This is a genomic window from Xanthomonas sp. BRIP62411, assembly GCF_003993525.1.
Taxonomy (GTDB): domain Bacteria; phylum Pseudomonadota; class Gammaproteobacteria; order Xanthomonadales; family Xanthomonadaceae; genus Xanthomonas; species Xanthomonas euroxanthea.
Genome location: NZ_QEZI01000007.1, coordinates 148,307 through 163,244 on the forward strand (window position 1 = coordinate 148,307; position 14,938 = coordinate 163,244).

The following is a 14,938-nucleotide window of genomic DNA, read 5'->3' on the forward strand; positions in this document are numbered from 1 at the left end:
CCGCAGCAAAGCTATCGGTCCAAGGTCATGCGTCGGCGCCAGCGTGGCCGCGCCCGCGCGCCCACCGCATCAGCCGGGCGCGGGCCGCACCCGCCGGTCCCCGGCCAAGCGACCGCCACCCGCGATCCCGCTTTTGCGAATCCCCAATCCCCAATCCCAAATTCCCGCTCACTCCACAGACGGGCGATGCGGTGGGCGCACATTGCGATAGACCAACTGCACCGCCCACGCGCCGATCAGGCCGACCGCACCGGCAGCGAAATGGGTCCAATCGAGTACCCGCGGCGCCGCGCCATTGGCGTCGTGGCCCCAGAAGTTGAACCACAGCAGCACCAGTGCGGTGACTCCGATGCCGATCCAGAACCACAGCCGTGTTCCACCAATGGCATAGAACAAAAACGGCAACGCGGCGCCGATCAGAAAATGCACCGGGAAGAAATACGCCGTGCCGTACGGCCGCATCAGGTACCAGACGATCGCGGCAAAGCTGCCCAGAAAAACGAACAGGCCCAGCGCGAACAGACGGGTTTGGTTGGTGGCGGTGGTCATCGGGTGGCCTGGCAGGAACGAAGCCTCACCCTAGCGATGCGCAGGTCACGTTGAGGTCAATGCGATGCGATCCGCATGCAAATCCAGCATCGCCGCACTGTCTGGCTCGCTTTGCGTAGCGGCTGCACGCCTGGTCTACGGCGCATTGCAGCCATGACGTCGAAAGCCGGCACGCGTCTTCAGGCAGGCGTGATACGCCACCACCGCCGGCAACGCCGGCCGCGCGATCGGGCTGGCAAGCCAGCGCTGCGTGGATAAGCCCAACACGATATCGGCCAGGGTGAAGTCGGCTCCGAGCACGAACGGGCCGCCGCGTTGCAGCTGTGTCTCGAGGATGGCCATGTGCCGGTTCCACTCGCGCACGCTCGCCGCAATCGCCTGTGGATCGGCATGCGCCGCGCTGCCGCGCACGCTGGCCATGAACGCGTAACGCCAGGCGTTGTTGAGTTCGGTGGCCTGCCAATCCATCCATTGCTCGACCAGCGCACGGGCAGCGGGCGCCGTCGGCAACAGGTCGGCGCGCCCTGCACGCGCGGCCAGATACCGGCAGATCGTGTTCGACTCCCACAGCACCAGATCGCCATCGCGGATCACCGGCACCAGTACGTTGGGGTTGAGCGCGCGAAAGACCTCCGTATCCACCGATGCAAACCCGCTGCCATACGCGTGCAGCGTGTAGTCCAGCGCCAGTTCCTCGCACAGCCACAGCACCTTGCGCACGTTGATCGATGTCGGCTTTCCGTAGATGTCCAGCATATGTGCCCGGGGGTGGAGGTGGTGAGTGCGCGCAGACGACTGCGCCAGTGACTGCTCTGCGTCTTGCGCGTGCGTCGATGCATCATTGCAGCAGCACGGCTGCCGCGTCTGCGTACAACGGAGCGGATGCTGCAATGGGCATGGGTATGTTCGTGCAGCCATACAGATCGATGCGTGCAACCTGCTCTGTCGCCGCGCGCCTACACCGTCAGCTTGCCCGCGTAAGCGTCGCGCACGCTCTGGCTGATATAGGTGCTCAAGCCGCGCCCTGCCTTGGCCAGGCGCTGCATGGTCGCGACCACGTCGGCGCCGGCACTGGCGGCGGTGTACACATAGGTCTCGCCACTGCGAAAGCGCACCGCGATTGCATCGTCTGCCACCGCATAGGCCACCACTCCGGAGTGGCCCTGGCGATTGCCGTAGCACTGCATCGGCGGGAAGCGGCGGGCTGTCATGCAGGCAGGCTAGAAGCTGCGCAGTGACGGGCACCTCAACGCGCGCGGCAGTCGCGCAGACCTTGCCGCGGCGCGCGTGCATCCATCGCGCCCCTGTTCCGGCGCAGCAGGTCAACGCGCAGCAGACGCCAGCGGGTACAGCGCCGTCATCGCCTGGCAGCGTTGCGCAAACAGCGCGTGCAGCTGCCGCACCGCCGGCGAAAACTGCTTGCGATGCGGGCACACCAGGTGCAGAGGCAAGCGGTCGCCGCACTCCGGGAACAGCACCTGCAAACGCCCGGCCTGCACGTCGGTGCAGACATCCAGCCAGGATTTATAGGCGATGCCTTCGCCTGCCACTGCCCAGCGCCGCACGATATCGGCGTCGTCGCACAGCATCGCGCCACGCACCGGCACGATGTGGCGGCGGCCCTCCAGCTCGAACTGCCAGCGGTCGTAGGCGCGCCCGGCCAGCAGATACAGCAGGCAGGCGTGCTCGCGCAGCGCATCCAGGGTGGCCGGTTGCCCGTGTCGTTGCAGATAGGACGGCGCGGCGACCAGCACCCGCCGGTTGCGCGGCGCCAGGGGTAGCGCCACATGCTCCGCATCGTCGATACGCCCCAGCCGGAACGCCACATCCACCGGCGCGCGGTACAGGTCCGCCACCTGGTCGGACAGATGCAGGCGCAGGCGCAGGCGCGGATGCGCGGCGCGGAACTCGGTCAGCCACGGCAGCAGCACATTGCGGCCCAGGTCCGACGGGGCGGTTACCTGCAGTACGCCCTGCAGTTCGGTGTCGTGCCCGCGCACCTGCTCGCGCCCATCGCGCAGCAGCTCCAGCACCTGGCGTGCGTAGGGCAGGTACTGCTCTCCCTCGGCAGTCAGCCGCAGGCTGCGCGTGGAGCGCGCAAACAGGCGCAGGTCCAGGGCCCGCTCCAGCCGCGCCACTGCCGCGCTGACCTGGCCGGGCAGCAGGTCGGCCTCGCGCGCGGCATTGGAAAAACTGCCCAGTGCCGCCGTGCGCACGAACAGCGCCAAGTCGTCGAAGCGGACCATCTTCACTCCAGCTGTGAAAGTGCTTGCGCAGTTTGCCGGTTTTTCTCGCAATGCCGGCGGCCGACCATGCAGTTCCCTCCCCGCAGGACGCCCGCCATGAAAGCCATCGCCTATCCCCAGCACGGTCTGCCCATCGACGACGCGCGCGCGCTGGTCGCGCTCGACCTGCCGCTGCCCGAGCCCGGCCCGCGCGACCTGCGCGTGCGTATCCATGCCATCTCGGTCAATCCGGTCGACACCAAGGTGCGCGCCAACGCCGCGGTCGACGCACCGCGCGTGCTCGGCTGGGATGCCAGCGGCGTGGTCGATGCGGTGGGCAGCGCGGTCAGCCTGTTCCAGCCCGGCGATGCGGTGTACTACGCCGGCACCTTGAACCGCCCGGGCACCAATGCCGAATACCACCTGGTGGACGAACGCCTGGTCGGGCGCAAGCCGGCCACGCTCGATGACGCCTCGGCCGCCGCGTTGCCGCTGACCGCGATCACCGCCTGGGAGCTGCTGTTCGACCGCCTGCGCATCGCCGAAGACGGCGGGCAGGGCCAGACCCTGCTGGTGGTCGGCGCCGCCGGGGGCGTCGGCTCGATCCTGGTGCAGCTGGCGCGCACGTTGACCAAGCTGACCGTGATCGGCACCGCCTCGCGCCCGCAGACGCAGGACTGGGTGTATGCGCTCGGTGCCCACCATGTCATCGACCACACCCAGCCGCTGAGCGAGAGCCTGCAGCGCATCGGCATTGCCCAGGTCGAGCATGTCGCCAGCCTGACCCATACCGACCAGCACTTCGCCCAGCTGGTCGAGGTGCTCGCACCGCAGGGCCAGCTGGCCCTGATCGACGATCCGGCCACGCTCGATGTGCTGCCGCTCAAGCGCAAGAGCGCGTCGCTGCACTGGGAATTCATGTTCACCCGCTCGCTGTTCGACACCGACGACATGATTGCCCAGCACCACCTGCTCAACCGCGTCGCCGCGCTGGTGGACAGCGGCACGCTGCGCAGCACGCTGGGCGAGCACTACGGCCGCATCACCGTCGACAACCTGCGCCGCGCCCACGCCGCGCTGGAATCGCATCGCACCCGCGGCAAGCTGGTGCTGGAGGGGTTCTGACCGCGGCGACGTTGCGACTGCGCAGCTCCGGCCCGGCTCGCCACGCCGTCAGCCGCGTCGGAGTCGCTTGATGCGCATTGCCGCAGGCGCACCGTCCCAGGCGCCTGCGCCCTGAGCACCGGTCGCCCAACCGGCATCGCATTGGCGCAGCCCCTGCGACCGGCCCGGCTACACTGCGCGCATGTCATCCCAATCCCTGATCCTTCTCGGACTGCTTGTCGTAGTCCTCGTGTTGCAGCTGATCGCGCTGCTGCGACGTCCTTCCACCAGCGGCCTGGAGCTGGCGCTGCGTGCCGAGCAACGCGACGGCCGCGGCGAATTGCGCGAGCAGCTCGAAGGCCTGGCGCGGCAGCAGGACGGCCGCCTGGAAACCTTCGCACGCAATCTCACCGAACTGTCCACGCGCACCGACCAGCGCCTGGACCTGTTGCGCGATGCACTCGGCGAAGACGCACGCAAGGCGCGCGAAGAAAGCGCCCTGGCGCAACAACGCACCGGCGAACTGCTCACCCTGCGGCTGACCGAATTGCGCACCCAGCTCGACGGCTTCGGCCAGCAGCAGGAAACCCGCATCCAGGTGTTCGGCCAGCAGCTGACCGAGCTGATCGCACGCACCGACACCCATATGGCCGCCCTGCGCGAAGCGCTGGCCGACGATGCCCGCAAGGGCCGGCAGGAGGCTGGCGAGTCGCAGCAGCGCTTCACCGAGGCCTTGGGCCAACGTCTGACCGAACTCACCCAGCGCAACGAACTGCGCATCGGCGAAATGCGCGCCACGCTGGAACAACAGCTGGCCAACCTGCAGAACGACAACGCCAGCAAGCTCGAACTGATGCGCGCCACCGTTGACGAAAAACTGCAGACCACGCTCAACACGCGCCTGGATGCCTCCTTCAAGCTTGTTTCCGAACGCCTGGAGCAGGTACAGCGCGGTCTGGGCGAAATGCAGCAGCTGGCCACCGGCGTGGGCGATCTCAAGCGCGTGCTGAGCAACGTCAAGGACCGCGGCGGCTGGGGCGAAGTGCAGCTGGAGAACATCCTCGAGCAGACGCTGACGATGGAGCAGTACGCGCGCAGCGTGCGGGTCAGGCCCGACAGCGCCGAGGCGGTGGATTTCGCGATCCGCCTGCCGGGGCGTGGCGACGACACGGTGGTGTGGCTGCCGGTCGACGCCAAGTTCCCGCGCGAGGACTACGAACGCCTGATCGACGCGCAGGAAAAGGGCGACCTCGACGCGATCAAGGCATCGACCGCGCAGCTGGAACGCGCCATCCGCATCCAGGCCAAGTCGATCAGCGACAAGTACGTCTGCCCGCCGCAGACGACCGACTTCGCGGTGATGTTCCTGCCCACCGAAGGCCTGTACGCCGAAGTGATCCGTCGCGCCGGCCTGGTCGACCTGCTGCAGCGCGAACATCGCGTGGTGCTGGCAGGCCCGACCACCTTCACCGCCCTGCTCAACAGCCTGCAGATGGGCTTCCGCACGCTGGCGATCGAAAAGCGCTCCAGCGAGGTCTGGCAGGTGCTGGGCGCGGTGAAGAGCGAGTTCGGCAAGTTCGCCGGCATCCTCGAAAAGGCCGAGCGGCAGATCAGCACGGTCGGCAAGAGCCTGGGCGAAGCCAGCCGCAAGACCCGCACCATCGAACGCCGCCTGCGCGGCGTGGAAACCCTGGCCAGCGAACACTCCCAGGCGCTGCTGGACGATGCCGGCAGCGACGACACCGCCAGCAGCAGCGACGACGACAGCAACGCCGAGCAGGAATGATCCGCCGCCCAAGGCGACCCAACAAGCCACAACGTAGGAGCGCACCCGGGCGCGACCAGGCATTACCGATAACGCCCCATCGCGGCCAGGGCCGCTCCTACAAAACACAGGTCTCCGGCATGGCTTCTTGCCGATAGCGAGCACGCCACGCAGACATCGCCACCGCGATGCTTGCAGCCACCTGATGCAAGACGAGAGTGTCAACATGGCAACCCGATGGATCCATGCAGTGGTCTGCGCGCTGCTGCTGACCGCATGCAGCACGCCTCCGGCGACCAGGCCGGGCGCTGCGGCGGGTACGCCGCAGCCACCGCACGCCGGTTCCGCCGACGCTGCCGAATGCACGGCTAAGGGCGGGCAACTGCGCCCGGTCGGCCGCATGCAGACGGTGCGTTGCGTGGTGCCGTATGCCGATGCCGGCAAGACCTGCAGCGACAGTTCCGACTGCAGCGGTGATTGCCTGGCCACCAGCATCGTGCCGACCGGCACCGCGACATCCGGCACCTGCCAGCGCGACAGCGACCGCTTCGGTTGCCGCCAGGAAGTGATCGGCGGCATGGGCCAGGCCGCGTTGTGCATCGATTGACGTCAGCGAACGTGGTGAAGCGCCTGCACGGGTCGATCAGCCGCTTGGTCCGTGCGCGTCGCTGGAGATCACTGCAAGCGCCATGAGTCAGCCGTCTCGCTCGCGCCATCGTGGCGGTTTATGCTCTCGGCTCTACCTGTCCAGGACGTATCGATGAGCCAGACGCTTTACGACATCCCGGTTGCCCGCATCGACGGTGAGCCCGCCACGCTGGCCGACTATCGCGGCAAGGTGCTGCTGGTGGTCAACGTCGCCTCCAAGTGCGGACTGACCCCGCAGTACGAGAGCCTGGAAGCGCTGTATCGCGACAAGCAGGCACAGGGGCTGGAAGTGCTGGGCTTTCCGGCCAACGACTTCAAGGGGCAGGAGCCCGGCAGCGAGGCGGAGATCGCGCAGTTCTGCCAGCTCACCTACGACGTGACCTTTCCGATGTTCTCCAAGATCGCCGTCACCGGTGCCGAGATCCATCCGTTGTATCGGCAGTTGACCAGCGCACAGCCGCAGGCCACCGGCGATGGCCCGATGCGCGAGAAACTGGCCGGCTACGGCATCGCACCCAACCCCGCACCGGGCGTGCTGTGGAACTTCGAAAAATTCCTGATCGGCCGCGACGGCCAGGTCATCGACCGCTTCGCCCCCGACGTGCCGGCAGACGATGCGCGCCTGCGTGCGGCGGTGGATGCAGCGTTGGCAGCGGCTGCCTGAAGCTCCTCTCCACCAGGACGAGACGCCACGCGTGCGCGCCAGTGGCACGCGTGGCCTGACGCAGCAAGCTGCATCCACCGTGTCGGTGCACGCATCGCGAAGGTGACTCAACAAGGACCCTGTCGATGCGTCTGCTCTTTGTCCTCCTGATGCTGCCTGGCAGTTCGTCGTTACACGCTGCGGAGCTTTGCCGCGACCTGCAGACAACCCCGGAAAGTAACGCTTGCTGGAACGAGCAAGTCGGCATCGCGCAGGCACGTCTGGATGATTATCTGGCGACCGCGCGCGACCGGGCCGTTTCCACATTGGGTATTGCCGCCGACGCTTTCGACAACGCACAGACGGCGTGGAGGACGTACCGGGATCTTCAGTGCGGCAATGTGCAAACGCGCTGGCGCGATGCGACAGTCCTGCCGGCCAAGGTAGCGAGCTGCATCGTCGACCTCAACGATCAGCGCGCGCACGATCTATGGAAGCACTATCTCACCTATATCGACCGCACGCCGTCGATCAGGCCCGAACCGGAGTTGCGCGCCGGCAAGTGACCTGGCAACTGCACCTTTGATCCTTCGGTCTGGATTGCCCGAGGCAAGCCTGCGCCTAGGCAGCCTAGTCCTTGGTGCCACTTCGCATGCTGGTGGCGGAAAATAAAAAGCCCGGGATCGCTCCCGGGCTTTCATAGTTACGCCAAACCGCGCGCTAGATCGATCAACGAATCCACTGCGGTATCGGCATTGCATCCACCGGCACGGTGCTGTCCTTGTCCTCGCGCAGGTAGTCGGGCAACTCGTTGTCCTTCTGGCGATGGCTGCGCAGGTCGCGCACGATCTGGTAGTTGCGGCGCTGCATCCATGCATCGCGGGTCAGTGCGTATTCGTCCGGTGCCTGGTCGCGCAGCGAATCCAGCGACATCAGCTGCGCGCGCGTATCCACCAGCTGCAGGCCCTGCAGGGCGAAGCGCGCGCCGCTGTCGTCGACCTGGCGCAACGGCGAGAGCGGAATGTCGCCGCCCAGGCCGAAGGTGTCGCGCACCGTGCGTGGGCCGAACAGCGGCAACTCGAAGTAGCGCGAATTGCGCCAGCCCCACACACCCAGGGTCTGACCGAAGTCCTCGCTGCGGCGCGGAATGCCGGCTGCGGAGGCCGGATCGAACAGACCGGCCACGCCCAGCGTGGAATTCATCACGAAGCGGCCCAGCGACTGCATCGCATACACCGGGTGGCCCTGCAGCAGCTGGTTGACCATGGTCAGCGGCGTGCCGAGGTTGTCGAAGAAGTTGGTCACGCCCAGGCGTGCCGGACGCGGCACCACCTTGGTATAGCCGGTGGCCAACGGACGCGCCACGCCCCGGTCCACGGCCAGGTTGAAGCGGTGCATGCCGCGGTTGTAGCGCTCCCACGGATCGTAGGGTGGCGCATCACCGGGCTGGCCCGGTGCACCGTTGGCGCCGGCCTGCGGGGTGGTGGGGCCGTAGAGCGCAGCGTAGTCGTCCTCGGCCGAGGTGGCGGCACCTGCGGTCCCGGCGCTGGCATCGGCGCCGGTCTGGTCGGCCGGGGCTGCGGCGGTGGCCGGCAGGGCGTCCGGGGCGGCAAAGCCGGCAGTGGCCGGCTGCGCCGTCACAGCGTCGTCGTCGCGTACCGGCGCCGGGGTCGCGTCCGGGGCGGTCTCGGCCGCGGACGCAAGCGGCGCGGATTTCGGAGCGTGGCTGGCGCAGGCACCAAGCAGCAGGCAGGCGGCCAACAGGGAAAGGGGGCGAAGCTGGGTCATGGGGTGGCGCTCAGGCCTGGAAATCGAAAGTAGGGGACAAACGGTAGGCGGCGCGCAATTCGTCCAGACCGGACGCCTCACCCACCACCGTGACGGGACCGGCACCGGTGGCGCGCAGCCGCGCCGCCAGCTCGGCCAGCATTGCAACGCCGGCACTGTCCAGGCGTTGTACACCCGACAGGTCCAGCGTGCGAATGCCGTCCAGTTGCGCAATCGCCTGCGGCCAGGCCGCCGTGACCGCGTCGCGGTCGAGCACGCCGGTCAGTGCCAGCGTCTGGCCATTGCGTTGCACGGAACCGTTACTTGCCATTGGCCGGTGCCGGACCGACCTGCAGATTGCCGCTACGCAGCTCTGCGGCGACCTTGGCAATGCCCTTTTCGCGCAGCGGGGCGTCGAACTGGGTCTTGAAGGTCTGCACGTAGGAGATGCCTTCGATCATCACATCGAAGATCTTCCACTGGCCGCCGACGTTACGCATCATGTAATCGACCGGGGTCGGGTCGTTGCCGGCGCGCAGCAGGTCGGTGGACACCTTGACGCCGCGGTTGCCCGGCAGCGCGCTCTCGGACTTGGCGCGGAAGGTCGGCTTGCCTTCGAAGTTGAGCAACGCGGTGCCGTAACGCTGCATCAGGTTGTCGGCCAGCGCATCGGCAAACAGCTTGACGTCCGCATCGGAGGCACCACGGCCGTTGACGCCCAGCACCAGGCGGGCCGAGTAGTCGCGGTCGAAGGCCTTGTTCAATTCGCCATTGATGTACTGGCGCAGCGCGGCCGGGTTGCTGCGGAACTCGGCGCGCCGCTGGTCCAGCGTGCTCAGGATGCGGGTGCTGCTGTCGATGACGGTCTTGGTGGCCGCGCCCTGCGCAGGCGCGCTGGCGGCAGCCGGCTGCGCCAGCACGGTGGCCGGTGCGCACACCAGCAGGGTCGAGGCCAGGACAGCGGAGAGCAGTGTGGTTTTCATTGGTGCGGTTCCGTAGAGGGAGAAGCGGGCTGGGCAGGCGGGGCAGCCTGACCCTCTGCGGCGGATTTATCACCGCCGCCACTGAACATGTACTTGCCGACCAGCTGCAGCAGATCCACCGCCGGCTGGGTGAAGCCGATTTCTTCGCCCGGCTTGAGCACTTCCGGGTCGCCGCCCGGCTGCAGCCCGATATAACTCTCGCCCAGCAGGCCGCTGGTGAAGATGCCGGCCGAGGTGTCGGCCGGCAGATCCTTGTACTTGTTGTCCAGCGACAGGGTCACCACCGAGTCGAACCTGGTCGGATCCAGGCTGATGTCGGACACCTTGCCGATGGTCACCCCGCCGATCTTCACCGGTGCCTGCGCACGCAGCTGGCCGATCTGGCTGAAGCGCGCGGTCAGCGTGTACTGGCTGGAGCCGAAGCCCCAGCGCTGGTTGGTCGAGGCCACCGCCAGCACCAGCAGCGAGGCCAGGGTCAGCAGCAAAAAGGCGCCGACGGCGAATTCGAGTCGTGGTCCACGCATGGCCATAGTTATTCCACTCACCTAAACAACATTGCAGAAAGGACGAAGTTGAACATCAGCACCAGCAGCGAGGCGTTCACCACCGCGCGGGTGGTGGCGATCGAGGTGCCTTCGATGGTCGGTTCGGCGTGGAAGCCCACGTAGGCGGCGACCAATGCGGCGGTGCCGCCGAAGATCGCCGACTTGAGCATGGCCACGCCAAAGTCGTCCCAGAAGTCCACGCTGTTGCTCAACCCCGACCAGAATGTGCCGTTGTCGATGCCCAGCACGTGCACGGCTTCGAAATAGCCGCCGGTGATGGCCAGCGAACAGAACACGCCGGTCAGCAACGGCACCGTCAGCACCGCCGCCCAGAAGCGCGGTGCCACCGCCTTGGCGACCGGATCGATGGCCATCAGCTCCAGCGCCTTGATCTGGTCGGTGGCGCGCATCAGGCCCAGCTCGGCCGCGATCGAGCTGCCGGCGCGGCCGATGAACAGCAGCGCGGTCAGCACCGGTGCCAGCTCGCGGTACAGCGACAGCCCCAGCAGCGTGGACAGCGCATCCGACGCACCGTAGGTGGTCAGCGTGCGGTAGCCCTGCAGGGTCAGCACCAGGCCGACGAAGGCGCCGCCGACGGCGATGATCGGCAGCGACCGCGCGCCGACCTTGTAGATCTCGCGCACCAGCTCGGCGATGAAATCGCGCGTGGGCACCGAGCCGCGCAGCACGGTCAGCGAAAACAGCCCGGCGCGGCCGAAGGCGCGGATCGACTCGACCATGGCCATCAGGCGGCACTCCGGTCGCGCCGCGGCGCCGCATCGAAGGCGATCGGCCCATCCGGCTGGCCATGCAGGAACTGCTGCACCAGCGGATCGGTACTGTCCTGCAGCTGCTCCGGCGTGCCGGCGAACACGATGCCGCCATTGGCGATGACCACGGCCTGGTCGCTGATCGGCAGGGTTTCGTGCACGTGGTGGCTGACGATGATGCTGGTCAGGCCGAGGCTGTCGTTGAGGCGCTGGATCAGGCTCATGATCACGCCCGAGGCGATCGGGTCCAGCCCGGTCAGCGGTTCGTCGTAGATCATCAGCGGCGGGTCCAGGGCCAGCGCGCGCGCCAGCGCCACACGCCGCGCCATGCCGCCGGACAATTCGCGCGGCCAGGCATCGGCGGCGGCCAGCAGGCCCACCGCATGCAGCTTCATCTGCACCAGGCGCTGCAGCACCGGCGCCGGCAGGCGCGTATGCGTACGCAGCGGCAGCGCGACGTTGTCGGCCACGCTCAGGTCGGTCAGCAGGCCATTGCCCTGCAGCAGCACGCCGACATTGCGACGCATCTCCAGCAGTGCACGGTTGCCATGCGGGATCGCGTTGCCGAACAGGGTGACCGTGCCGGCGACCGGACGCAGCTCGCCGGTCAGCGCGGCCAGCAAGGTGGATTTGCCGCTGCCGGACGGACCGAGCACGGCAGTGATGCTGCCGCGTGGCACCTCAAGCGAGACGTCGCGCAGGATCGTGCGACCGCCGCGATCGATGCGGACACCGGACAACTGCACGACAGGGGATGCGGACGCCGTCATCGAAGCCTTTAACAGAATTCCAACGCGATAGAGTAGCCGTCACACGGCTGAACATAACCGAACCGGTGCGTCCAGTATTATCGCATGACGTCTGCATCGCAGCGGACGCGTTGCAGCCGGCATGCATGCAACAAGCCGTCTCATGCATGACCCAACGCAGTCTGCGAGCGCAGGGGTGTTGTGGCAGGTATGCCCTAGGTGGATGATCGGAGTTCCGGCCGACCACGAGTACGTAATGGATCTACTGACCCTGGAGCACTTTGCAGGCAGCGTCAATGAAACGTTCTCTGCCGCATTGAACGAAGGCGAGGTGCCATTCGTGCTGGTCGAGGCGCGGCCGCTGCCCACCACGCATGCCGTCCACCGGGCGCCCTTCTCGCTGCTGTTCCGCAACAGCTCGGCGTTCCTGTTTCCGCAGCAGACCTATCAGCTGCGACACACGCGGCTGGGCGAGATCGGCGTGTTCCTGGTGCCGGTGGCGCGCGAGCGCGACGGGTTTCTGTATCAGGCCGTTTTCAACTGAGTGCGTTCAACCGCGGTGCTCGGGAAAATGCCAGTGCATCTGCAGATGCGTCTGGTTGCTCATACCCGCGACGAAACCGTGGCGGATATACAGTCGTTGCGCGGCGGGGTTTGCGTGCAGCACGTGCAATGACAATCCGCATCCCGCCTCGCGCGCCACCGCCTGCGCGTAGGCGAGCAGTTGCGAGCCGATGCCCTGGCCGCGCCAGTCCGGCATCAGGCTGATATCCACCAGCGTATGTTGCGCGGCAGCGCGGTGCAGATACAGGCGCCCGATACGCAGATCCTTGGCCTGGACGATCAGAAAGTCGCCGCCTTCAAAATGTTGCTGGTAGTGCGCGCGCTGCAGCGCAAACTGCTGCTGAAGAAAGGCACGTTTGCTCGCCTCCGGCCACGGTACCGGTGCCAGCTCGTCGCTGCGGGTGCTGGCATAAAGCGCCTGCAGCCACGCGATGTCGGCTGGCTGCTCGGGGCGCAGGGCAAGATCCACCGCGCCCCGATTAGCGGTAGCGCTCGTTACGAACTGCATCTTCATCGCCGCCTCTGCAACGCGCCCGGATGACGGCAGCGCTCAGTCGAACGCCGGATAGTCGCCCTGCAGCGCGATGCAAAAGTTCACGGCCAGATAGGGCTGGCGGTTCTCGTGCGCCTGTCCGCTGCCGGTAGGCAACAGCATGGTCGGGGAGAATTGCTTGTCCGGCGCGACCGCCAGGAACGGGCGCTCGGTGTTGACGTTCAGCGACGACAGCGCCACACCGTTGGCTGGCGTGCCCGTCTTCTTGGTCACGTCCGGCTGCGAGAGTATGTTGACGCCATGCTGGTGCATCGGGATCTGCGTGCTGAGCAGGCTTTCCGACGCGGAGCCGAAGTTGCTACCCAGCGAGTGCGGGGTCAGGCCCGGCCCCGCGCCCTGCTGGCAACCGGCGCGTGCGGAAAAGTTCGGTAACTGGAAGGTGCTGTTACCGTTGCCGCCATAGGCCACGCCGAGCAGGGAGTACAGCGTGGTGTTCTGCGTGATCGGCAGTGTGGCGCCATTGCAGAACGCCCAGCCGTAGGGGTTGTAGTCGAAGCCGAACAGCTGGATTTCGCCGATATAGGGTTCGGTCATGAACAGAGTCTCCGATGAAGCGGATGCATACCGCGGCCTGCCGGCGCGGCGCGGGGATCAGGCCTGCTGCGGAAAGATGCCCGTGGTGGCGATGCAGTACTGCACCGTCAGTGTCGGCATGAGGTTGTCGTGCGGCTGGTTGCCGCCGGCGAACGAGGTGCTCTGCGTGGACATCGCCAAGGTGGTGCCACCGGTTGCATCGCTCACGTAGAACGTGCTGCCGTTGACCGCCGCCGGCAATAACCCCGCCGGTGCGGTCGCCGTCGCTGCGGTGGTGGTGGCCTGAGCGGTATGCGTGTGCGCCGGCATCTGCAGGTCCGTCAACGTCACCGTCTCGGTGCCGGCGTGCTGGGCGAGCACGTAGTTGCTCAGGCCCGGTCCCTGGCCCTGGTGGATCGGCAGGCGGCCGCGCAGATCCGGCACGCCGAACGTGCTGGTGCCATTGCCACCGTAGACAGTGCCGAGCAGGACGTACAACGGTTCGTATTCGGAAATCTGCAGCAACGAGCCGTCGCATGCCTGCCAACCCTGGGGAGTGCGGCCAAAACCGAACATGCGGATTTCGCCGATGAAGGGAGTACCCATGAAATTCTTCCTGGTCGATGGGGCGTCGTACGCAAGGCTGCGTACGACGGCGCCCCCGGATACGGATGCGCCTAGCTGCGCGAAGGGAAGATGCCGGACAGCGCGATGCAGAAATTGATTGCGGTATAGGGCTGCAGGTTCGGATGCGCCTGGCTGCCGCCGCTGTTGGCGATCGTGGACTGGGACAGCGGCACCATCGCGCCAGGCGCGGCGTACAACGCGTGCGCAGTCCCGGAGGCGACGTTGTTGTTCGCGAACAGACGGCCTGTCGGTGTGCGGTTGTCGCCGTTGGCGCTACTGCAATCCATCAGGTGGCTGTGCGGGGGCAGGTTGTCTGCCACCAGCGTCACCGTCTCCGCGCCTGCCGCCTGGCCCATGGGAGCGGCAGGCGGCTGCCAGTTCGGATCCGCCGACGGCCCATAGCCTAGCGGGGTGCGCCCACGCATGTCCGGCAAGCCGAACGTGGTCCTGCCATCGCCGCCGAAGCGCGTGCCGAGCAGACTGAACAGGGCCTGGTTCTGATTGACTGGCAGCAATTGCCCGTTGCACTGCGCAAAATACTTCGGCGCGAATGCGAAACCGGTCAACATGATCTGGCCGATGAAGAACTCACTCATGTAGCTCTCCCTACGTAGGTGCGCCGCCGACCGACTGTCGGAGGCTGACGTAGTCATACCTGCCGACATTGCATACCACAAGCCACCAAGATCCTAATTGAGATGAAGTATTAATTTTTCATTCTTTAACTGGCAGTCAGTTCCAGTTCAAATAGCGCTATAGTTGAATCACATGCCTCTTAAGGCATTGCGTTGCGCTGATCCGAGGCACCAGGACCGCTGCCGACGCCATTGGGGTGGCGTGCTTTTTCGGGGAAAACTTATGTCTACGACCTTCGCCGCCTCGGGTGGCGTGCGCCTGCTGCTGCGTTGGATGCTGGCGCTGTTGCTGTTGGCG

General features: G+C 66.6%; 20 protein-coding genes. 6 read left to right on the plus strand and 14 right to left on the minus strand.

Going from position 1 to position 14,938, the window contains the following annotated elements; translation table 11 throughout:
- Positions 1-168: 168 nt before the first annotated feature.
- The 4 genes from EO139_RS04165 to EO139_RS04180 all read right to left on the minus strand — a co-directional run bounded on the left by EO139_RS04165 (position 169) and on the right by EO139_RS04180 (position 2,795).
- Positions 169-549, minus strand: a complete 381-nt coding sequence (locus EO139_RS04165; protein ID WP_104585894.1) for a hypothetical protein — start codon at positions 547-549, stop codon at positions 169-171.
- A gap of 135 nt (positions 550-684) precedes the next feature.
- Positions 685-1,305, minus strand: a complete 621-nt coding sequence (locus EO139_RS04170; protein ID WP_126969426.1) for a glutathione S-transferase — start codon at positions 1,303-1,305, stop codon at positions 685-687.
- A gap of 200 nt (positions 1,306-1,505) precedes the next feature.
- Positions 1,506-1,736: a hypothetical protein gene (locus EO139_RS04175; RefSeq protein ID WP_104585887.1), complete on the minus strand. Its 231-nt coding sequence runs from the start codon at positions 1,734-1,736 to the stop codon at positions 1,506-1,508.
- A 135-nt stretch (positions 1,737-1,871) separates the two neighbouring features.
- A complete protein-coding gene (locus tag EO139_RS04180; protein ID WP_126969428.1) occupies positions 1,872-2,795 on the minus strand; it encodes a LysR family transcriptional regulator in 924 nt (307 codons plus the stop codon).
- Positions 2,796-2,891: 96 nt separating this feature from the next.
- Between EO139_RS04180 and EO139_RS04185 the strand changes: the two genes are divergently transcribed.
- From EO139_RS04185 to EO139_RS04205, 5 genes are all read left to right on the plus strand, one after another.
- Positions 2,892-3,899 (plus strand): zinc-binding alcohol dehydrogenase family protein, encoded by a 1,008-nt coding sequence (locus EO139_RS04185; RefSeq protein WP_119132646.1) that lies wholly within the window; start codon positions 2,892-2,894, stop codon positions 3,897-3,899.
- A gap of 181 nt (positions 3,900-4,080) precedes the next feature.
- Positions 4,081-5,664 carry a DNA recombination protein RmuC gene (gene rmuC / locus EO139_RS04190; protein ID WP_126969430.1) on the plus strand — a complete coding sequence of 528 codons (1,584 nt, stop codon included), beginning with the start codon at positions 4,081-4,083 and terminating at the stop codon, positions 5,662-5,664.
- 181 nt (positions 5,665-5,845) lie between these two features.
- The gene (locus EO139_RS04195; protein ID WP_180497057.1) at positions 5,846-6,250 is read left to right on the plus strand and encodes a hypothetical protein; all 405 of its coding nucleotides are present in this window, start codon (positions 5,846-5,848) and stop codon (positions 6,248-6,250) included.
- A 153-nt stretch (positions 6,251-6,403) separates the two neighbouring features.
- Positions 6,404-6,955 (plus strand): glutathione peroxidase, encoded by a 552-nt coding sequence (locus EO139_RS04200; RefSeq protein WP_126969432.1) that lies wholly within the window; start codon positions 6,404-6,406, stop codon positions 6,953-6,955.
- A gap of 125 nt (positions 6,956-7,080) precedes the next feature.
- On the plus strand, positions 7,081-7,500 hold the full coding sequence (locus EO139_RS04205; RefSeq protein ID WP_126969434.1) for a lysozyme inhibitor LprI family protein: 420 nt from the start codon (positions 7,081-7,083) through the stop codon (positions 7,498-7,500).
- 163 nt (positions 7,501-7,663) lie between these two features.
- Here the strand turns inward: EO139_RS04205 and EO139_RS04210 are convergent, their stop codons facing one another.
- The 6 genes from EO139_RS04210 to EO139_RS04235 are packed head-to-tail and all read right to left on the minus strand — an operon-like array spanning position 7,664 to position 11,769.
- Complete coding sequence (locus EO139_RS04210; RefSeq protein WP_126943799.1) at positions 7,664-8,722, minus strand: VacJ family lipoprotein; 1,059 nt, start codon at positions 8,720-8,722, stop codon at positions 7,664-7,666.
- Positions 8,723-8,732: 10 nt separating this feature from the next.
- The gene (locus EO139_RS04215) at positions 8,733-9,032 is read right to left on the minus strand and encodes an STAS domain-containing protein (protein ID WP_126969436.1); all 300 of its coding nucleotides are present in this window, start codon (positions 9,030-9,032) and stop codon (positions 8,733-8,735) included.
- Positions 9,022-9,684, minus strand: a complete 663-nt coding sequence (locus tag EO139_RS04220; RefSeq protein WP_104586194.1) for an ABC transporter substrate-binding protein — start codon at positions 9,682-9,684, stop codon at positions 9,022-9,024. The genes EO139_RS04215 and EO139_RS04220 overlap by 11 nt, the downstream gene beginning before the upstream one ends.
- A complete protein-coding gene (gene mlaD / locus EO139_RS04225; RefSeq protein ID WP_126969438.1) occupies positions 9,681-10,214 on the minus strand; it encodes an outer membrane lipid asymmetry maintenance protein MlaD in 534 nt (177 codons plus the stop codon). Before mlaD ends, EO139_RS04220 begins: the two co-directional genes overlap by 4 nt.
- An 11-nt stretch (positions 10,215-10,225) precedes the next feature.
- Positions 10,226-10,975, minus strand: a complete 750-nt coding sequence (locus tag EO139_RS04230) for an MlaE family lipid ABC transporter permease subunit (protein ID WP_104535395.1) — start codon at positions 10,973-10,975, stop codon at positions 10,226-10,228.
- Positions 10,975-11,769, minus strand: a complete 795-nt coding sequence (locus tag EO139_RS04235; protein WP_104535396.1) for an ATP-binding cassette domain-containing protein — start codon at positions 11,767-11,769, stop codon at positions 10,975-10,977. The genes EO139_RS04230 and EO139_RS04235 overlap by 1 nt, the downstream gene beginning before the upstream one ends.
- Before the next feature lie 235 nt (positions 11,770-12,004).
- Between EO139_RS04235 and EO139_RS04240 the strand changes: the two genes are divergently transcribed.
- The gene (locus tag EO139_RS04240; RefSeq protein ID WP_104586190.1) at positions 12,005-12,292 is read left to right on the plus strand and encodes a hypothetical protein; all 288 of its coding nucleotides are present in this window, start codon (positions 12,005-12,007) and stop codon (positions 12,290-12,292) included.
- Between the two features lie 6 nt (positions 12,293-12,298).
- On the opposite strand, the gene EO139_RS04245 is transcribed toward EO139_RS04240, so the two are convergent.
- The 4 genes from EO139_RS04245 to EO139_RS04260 form a co-directional block, all read right to left on the minus strand.
- Positions 12,299-12,826, minus strand: a complete 528-nt coding sequence (locus tag EO139_RS04245; RefSeq protein ID WP_119129957.1) for a GNAT family N-acetyltransferase — start codon at positions 12,824-12,826, stop codon at positions 12,299-12,301.
- A gap of 36 nt (positions 12,827-12,862) precedes the next feature.
- Positions 12,863-13,399 carry a tail fiber protein gene (locus tag EO139_RS04250; RefSeq protein WP_126969440.1) on the minus strand — a complete coding sequence of 179 codons (537 nt, stop codon included), beginning with the start codon at positions 13,397-13,399 and terminating at the stop codon, positions 12,863-12,865.
- Positions 13,400-13,456: 57 nt separating this feature from the next.
- A complete protein-coding gene (locus EO139_RS04255) occupies positions 13,457-13,984 on the minus strand; it encodes a tail fiber protein (RefSeq protein WP_115678192.1) in 528 nt (175 codons plus the stop codon).
- A gap of 71 nt (positions 13,985-14,055) precedes the next feature.
- Positions 14,056-14,601 carry a tail fiber protein gene (locus EO139_RS04260; protein ID WP_126969442.1) on the minus strand — a complete coding sequence of 182 codons (546 nt, stop codon included), beginning with the start codon at positions 14,599-14,601 and terminating at the stop codon, positions 14,056-14,058.
- Positions 14,602-14,938: the final 337 nt, after the last annotated feature.

Bases quoted from the DNA above. Each gene is read 5' to 3' on its own strand.
- EO139_RS04165 (WP_104585894.1), bottom strand. From the start codon at position 549: ATGACCACCGCCACCAACCAAACCCGTCTGTTCGCGCTGGGCCTGTTC.
- EO139_RS04170 (WP_126969426.1), bottom strand. From the start codon at position 1,305: ATGCTGGACATCTACGGAAAGCCGACATCGATCAACGTGCGCAAGGTG.
- EO139_RS04175 (WP_104585887.1), bottom strand. From the start codon at position 1,736: ATGCAGTGCTACGGCAATCGCCAGGGCCACTCCGGAGTGGTGGCCTAT.
- EO139_RS04180 (WP_126969428.1), bottom strand. From the start codon at position 2,795: ATGGTCCGCTTCGACGACTTGGCGCTGTTCGTGCGCACGGCGGCACTG.
- EO139_RS04185 (WP_119132646.1), top strand. From the start codon at position 2,892: ATGAAAGCCATCGCCTATCCCCAGCACGGTCTGCCCATCGACGACGCG.
- rmuC (WP_126969430.1), top strand. From the start codon at position 4,081: ATGTCATCCCAATCCCTGATCCTTCTCGGACTGCTTGTCGTAGTCCTC.
- EO139_RS04200 (WP_126969432.1), top strand. From the start codon at position 6,404: ATGAGCCAGACGCTTTACGACATCCCGGTTGCCCGCATCGACGGTGAG.
- EO139_RS04205 (WP_126969434.1), top strand. From the start codon at position 7,081: ATGCGTCTGCTCTTTGTCCTCCTGATGCTGCCTGGCAGTTCGTCGTTA.
- EO139_RS04210 (WP_126943799.1), bottom strand. From the start codon at position 8,722: ATGACCCAGCTTCGCCCCCTTTCCCTGTTGGCCGCCTGCCTGCTGCTT.
- EO139_RS04215 (WP_126969436.1), bottom strand. From the start codon at position 9,032: ATGGCAAGTAACGGTTCCGTGCAACGCAATGGCCAGACGCTGGCACTG.
- EO139_RS04220 (WP_104586194.1), bottom strand. From the start codon at position 9,684: ATGAAAACCACACTGCTCTCCGCTGTCCTGGCCTCGACCCTGCTGGTG.
- mlaD (WP_126969438.1), bottom strand. From the start codon at position 10,214: ATGGCCATGCGTGGACCACGACTCGAATTCGCCGTCGGCGCCTTTTTG.
- EO139_RS04230 (WP_104535395.1), bottom strand. From the start codon at position 10,975: ATGGCCATGGTCGAGTCGATCCGCGCCTTCGGCCGCGCCGGGCTGTTT.
- EO139_RS04235 (WP_104535396.1), bottom strand. From the start codon at position 11,769: ATGACGGCGTCCGCATCCCCTGTCGTGCAGTTGTCCGGTGTCCGCATC.
- EO139_RS04240 (WP_104586190.1), top strand. From the start codon at position 12,005: ATGGATCTACTGACCCTGGAGCACTTTGCAGGCAGCGTCAATGAAACG.
- EO139_RS04245 (WP_119129957.1), bottom strand. From the start codon at position 12,826: ATGAAGATGCAGTTCGTAACGAGCGCTACCGCTAATCGGGGCGCGGTG.
- EO139_RS04250 (WP_126969440.1), bottom strand. From the start codon at position 13,399: ATGACCGAACCCTATATCGGCGAAATCCAGCTGTTCGGCTTCGACTAC.
- EO139_RS04255 (WP_115678192.1), bottom strand. From the start codon at position 13,984: ATGGGTACTCCCTTCATCGGCGAAATCCGCATGTTCGGTTTTGGCCGC.
- EO139_RS04260 (WP_126969442.1), bottom strand. From the start codon at position 14,601: ATGAGTGAGTTCTTCATCGGCCAGATCATGTTGACCGGTTTCGCATTC.